The 4,505-nt window shown below is 58.4% G+C and carries 6 protein-coding genes; 2 read left to right on the top strand and 4 right to left on the bottom strand.

Translation table 11 applies throughout. The features are described 5' to 3' along the window. Nucleotides 1-560 (top strand): ribosome biogenesis GTP-binding protein YihA/YsxC (yihA, locus tag ADADOO_RS01755; RefSeq protein ID WP_511274475.1); only part of this gene is annotated, 560 nt, incomplete at its 5' end. Between the two features lie 133 nt (nucleotides 561-693). Next, nucleotides 694-1,698, top strand: a complete 1,005-nt coding sequence (gene hemB / locus ADADOO_RS01750; RefSeq protein WP_511274473.1) for a porphobilinogen synthase — start codon at nucleotides 694-696, stop codon at nucleotides 1,696-1,698. Nucleotides 1,699-1,749: 51 nt separating this feature from the next. Here hemB and slmA read toward each other — a convergent pair whose 3' ends face one another. The 4 genes from slmA to ADADOO_RS01730 all read right to left on the bottom strand — a co-directional run bounded on the left by slmA (nucleotide 1,750) and on the right by ADADOO_RS01730 (nucleotide 4,485). After that, a complete protein-coding gene (slmA, locus tag ADADOO_RS01745; RefSeq protein WP_511274471.1) occupies nucleotides 1,750-2,358 on the bottom strand; it encodes a nucleoid occlusion factor SlmA in 609 nt (202 codons plus the stop codon). Between the two features lie 12 nt (nucleotides 2,359-2,370). After that, a complete protein-coding gene (locus ADADOO_RS01740) occupies nucleotides 2,371-3,033 on the bottom strand; it encodes a pyrimidine 5'-nucleotidase (protein WP_511274469.1) in 663 nt (220 codons plus the stop codon). Between the two features lie 64 nt (nucleotides 3,034-3,097). Continuing rightward, nucleotides 3,098-3,985, bottom strand: a complete 888-nt coding sequence (gene argB / locus ADADOO_RS01735; RefSeq protein WP_511274468.1) for an acetylglutamate kinase — start codon at nucleotides 3,983-3,985, stop codon at nucleotides 3,098-3,100. Between the two features lie 83 nt (nucleotides 3,986-4,068). Then, nucleotides 4,069-4,485 carry an Hsp20/alpha crystallin family protein gene (locus tag ADADOO_RS01730; protein ID WP_511274482.1) on the bottom strand — a complete coding sequence of 139 codons (417 nt, stop codon included), beginning with the start codon at nucleotides 4,483-4,485 and terminating at the stop codon, nucleotides 4,069-4,071. Nucleotides 4,486-4,505 lie beyond the last annotated feature (20 nt).

Genomic DNA, 4,505 nt, shown 5'->3' with positions numbered 1-4,505 from the left:
CCGGAAAATCTTCTGCCATTAACACCCTGGCGGGGCGTGTTCGCCTCGCTTATGTGAGCAAAACGCCGGGGCGAACACAGCATCTCAATTATTTTTCGCTGGCCGACGGCAAGTATTTCGTCGACCTGCCCGGGTACGGCTATGCCAAGGCGCCCGAGGCGATCCGTTCGCAGTGGGAAGGTCTCATTGGCCCTTATTTGAGCAAGCGAGATCAGTTGGCCGGGCTGGTGGTTATCATGGACATCCGTCGACCGATGACCGACCTGGATTTGCGCCTGATTGACTGGTTCCGTCCGACTGGACGGCCGATCCACATTTTGCTTTCCAAAGCTGACAAGTTGAGCCGGCAGGAGCAGACCAAGTCGTTGCGTTCGGTCAAGGCCGAAGTAGCGACGTGGGGCGATGCGGGGCTGTATTCTGTCCAGCTCTTTTCCAGTCTGAAAAAAACGGGTGTCGAAGAGGCTGAGGGGGTTCTCGCCAGTTGGCTGGAGATCGAAATCAAGCCGAAAGAGAACAAAACGCCCCCGGATAAGGGGGGTCCGGGGGCCAAAAAGCCTTAACAGGGTCAAGGCGCCCGCTCAGGGAGGTGAAGCGGGAGATAGCGCGTGCCATCTGCGAACTCTGACGCGTGTCAAAGCGGGAAGTTCCGTCGAGTCGCAAAATTTTCTGTGTTGAATTGATCGAGGTTGAAGCATGGCTGTAGTGAGTGGTGGATTTCCCGGAACCCGGATGCGCCGGATGCGGCGCGATGATTTTTCCCGTCGCTTGATGCGCGAGTCGGTGCTGACGTCCGACGATTTTATTTACCCGGTTTTTGTGTTGGAGGGTGAAGGGCGCATCGAAAAAGTGTCGTCGATGCCCGGCGTCGAGCGTCAGTCGCTCGATGTGTTGTTGAAAACGGCGGAGCGTGCGGTGAAGCTTGGCATCCCGGCGCTGGCGCTGTTTCCGGTCGTTGATGCGTCGCTGAAATCGCTCGGGGCTGAAGAGGCGTACAACGCCAGCGGTCTGGTGCCGCGTGTGATCAAGGCGCTCAAGCGCGAATTTCCGAATCTTGGCGTGATTACCGACGTGGCGCTTGATCCCTATACCAGCCACGGGCAGGATGGCTTGATCGACGAAACTGGTTACGTGCTCAATGATGAGACGCTGGAAGTGCTGGCCAGGCAGGCACTTTGTCATGCCGAGGCGGGGGCCGATGTCGTCGCGCCGTCGGACATGATGGATGGCCGTATTGCCCGTATCCGGGCCGAACTGGAAGGTGCCGGCCAGATTTACACGCGCATTCTGGCCTACTCGGCCAAGTATGCCTCGAGCTTCTACGGGCCCTTCCGCGATGCGGTCGGGTCGGCCGGCAATCTGGGCAAGGGCAACAAGTACACCTACCAGATGGACCCGGCGAATTCCGACGAGGCCCTGCGCGAAGTGGCGCTTGACCTTGAAGAAGGCGCCGACATGGTCATGGTTAAGCCCGGCATGCCGTATCTGGACATCGTGCGGCGCGTCAAGGACGAGTTCAAGGTGCCGACCTATGCTTATCAGGTCAGTGGCGAGTACGCGATGCTCAAGGCGGCGGCGCAGAACGGCTGGCTGGACGAGAAGGCCTGCGTGCTGGAAAGCCTGCTGGCGTTCAAGCGGGCCGGAGCCGATGGCATCCTGACTTACTTCGCGCTGGATGCGGCGGAATACTTGAAGGGCTGAGGTTAGCGATTCAGGACGGAAAAATGGCGGCTTGGGCCGCCATTTTGTTTTTCAGGCGCCAGGGGCGCCCGATTGCGACAGGCAGGCGAAGTAGAGCATCGGCCATTGCTGCGGCCATTGGGTCAGCGGTTCGCGCGTGAAGCCGCTGCGCGCGTATTGTTCCCAGCGGCCGACGACGTAGCAGCGTAACAAATTAGCCAGGGCGCCGAAATCGGCGTCGGGTTTGAGGTTTTCCTGCGTGGCGGCGATGCGCAGGGCCTGCTTCATGGCCGCTTCGACTTTGTCGAGCAGGGCATTGATGCGAACTTGCAGGCGCTCGTTTTCATTGACCAGGGCATCGCCGATGAGGACGCGGGTCATGCCACGGTTGCGCTGGGCAAAACGGAGCAGCAGGCCGATGATCAGCTCGACTTGCTTGAATCCTTCGTTTTCCTCGCTGGTGATCTTGTTGATGACGCTGAACAGGCTTTGTTCGATGAATTCGATCAGGCCTTCGAACATCTGGGCCTTGCTGGCGAAATGGCGGTAGAGCGCCGCTTCAGAACATTCCAGCTTGGCGGCCAAGGCGGCGGTGGTGATTTTTTCCCCTTTCGGGGTTTCCAGCATTTCGGCTAGCGTCTGCAGGATGTGCAGGCGCCGCTCTCCCGGTTTTGTCGCCATGTTTCCCCCTCCTCAGAATTCATTTTTGGCCGAAATTTTCAGTCGACCGTAGCATTTTGATAATTGTGTTGCCGAACGGATTTTAGCGTCAACAAAAGGCGAGTGGCGTAAGCCAGTGCTCACCCACACGGTTTTCATGCCGAGCTTTTTGGCCGTGATCAGATTGGCCAAGCTGTCCTCGACCATGATGCAGCGACGCGGATCGAGATGCTCGCTGCGGAGCAGGGTGCGGAACCCGGCCAGCATGGGTTTGGGTTGAAAACGCAGCTTTTCGACGGTATAGATGGCGTCGAAACAGTGGCTGAGTCCGGTGAATTCAAGCACGGCCTCGGCGTAATGGTGCGGCGCATTGGAAAAAATGATCTTGCGACCGGGTAGTCGGCGCAGCGTGTGGAGCAGTGGTTTGTCGAAGACAAGCATATGCTCCAGGTCGGGAAACTGGTGGGTCTCGCGCAGGAAGTGGCGCGGGTCAATGTCGTTGTGGCGCATCAGGCCGAGCAGCGTGGCGCCATAACGTTCCCAGTAGTCTTGTCGAATGCGGGTCGCTTCATGCTCGTCCACACCGAGGTGACGCTCGATGTATTGGCGCATCGAACGGTTGATGTGGGGAAAGATGTGTGGCGTCGCGTTGTGCAGCGTGTTGTCGAGGTCGAACAGCCAGACCGGAGTTTTCATGGCAATTTTCGTTGCGGAAAGGAAAAAGCCCGCTGACGCGGGCTTTTCGGCGGGCGATCAAGCATTAGTGCGACTTGATCATCGTGCCGACACCGTGGTCGGTCAGAATTTCCAGCAGCAGCGCGTGTTCGACGCGGCCATCGATGATATGCACGCCCTTGACGCCATTGCGGGCGGCATCGAGCGCCGAGCCGATCTTCGGCAGCATGCCGCCGGACAGGGTGCCATCCTCGACCATGTCGTCGATCTGTTTGGGGGTGATGCCGGTGATCAGGTCTCCGTTCTTGTCAAGCACGCCTGACGTGTTGGTCAGCAGGACCAGCTTTTCTGCCTTAAGCACTTCGGCGATCTTGCCGGCGACAACGTCGGCGTTGATGTTGTAGGTTTCGCCGTCCTTGCCAACCCCGATCGGCGCGATGACCGGAATGAAGGCCCCCTTGTCGAGGTGGTCGATCAGCGTCGGGTCGATCGAAACGATTTCGCCGACCTGGCCGACGTCGATCAGGTCGCCTGGATGGTCCTTGTTTTCGAGCATCAGCTTCTTGGCGCGGATGAAGTTGCCATCCTTGCCGGTCAGGCCGACGGCTCTGCCGCCATGCTGGTTGATCAGGTTGACGATGTCCTTGTTGACCTGGCCGCCGAGCACCATTTCGACGACTTCCATCGTTTCTGCATCGGTCACGCGCATGCCCTGGATGAATTCGCCTTTCTTGCCGACGCGGGTGAGTAGGCTTTCAATCTGCGGACCGCCGCCATGCACGACGACGATGTTGAAACCGACCAGTTCGAGCAACACGACATCACGGGCGAAGCAGCTTTTGAGGTGCTCGTCGGTCATCGCATTGCCGCCATATTTGACGACGATAGTTTTGCCGTGGAAACGCTTGATGTAGGGCAGGGCTTCAGCCAGAACGGCGGCCTTGATGCCGGGGGTGAGATCTTCGATGCGCATGGCGGGCTCCAAGTGGAATCGCCGCGGATTGTACAAAGAAAAAGGCCGGACCGGGGCCCGGCCTGTTGTGAACAACGCCGGCCTTAAACGATGCTTAAGCGTTTGCTGGTGGTTTCCGTACGCTTGGGCAAAGTCAGCTCAAGGACGCCATCGTTGAACTTGGCGACAGCTTTCCCATCGTCGATTTCCTGTCCCAGTTGGAACGAACGGGAAACCTTGCCGAAATAGCGTTCGGAGCGCAGTACGCGCTCACCTTCCTTGACTTCCTTTTCCTGTTTGACTTCGGCACTGATCGAGACCTGATTGCCATCGACGACGACATGGATGTCTTCCTTTTTGACGCCCGGCAGGTCGGCATGGATCAGATAGCTATCGCCCTGCTCTTTGACATCCATCTTGATGGACGGAGGTTGGGCCGGGGCGCCGTCAAAATCGACGGGGCGTACGAAAAAGCCGCGGAACAGGTCGTCGAATGGGTCGATTCGGGTGATGTTTGCCATGGTTTTCTCCTTGGTGAATG

This window comes from Azonexus sp., assembly GCF_036170495.1.
GTDB lineage: Bacteria > Pseudomonadota > Gammaproteobacteria > Burkholderiales > Rhodocyclaceae > Azonexus.
Note: the sequence above shows the minus strand (reverse complement) of the source record. Positions and strands in the feature narration are given on the sequence as shown.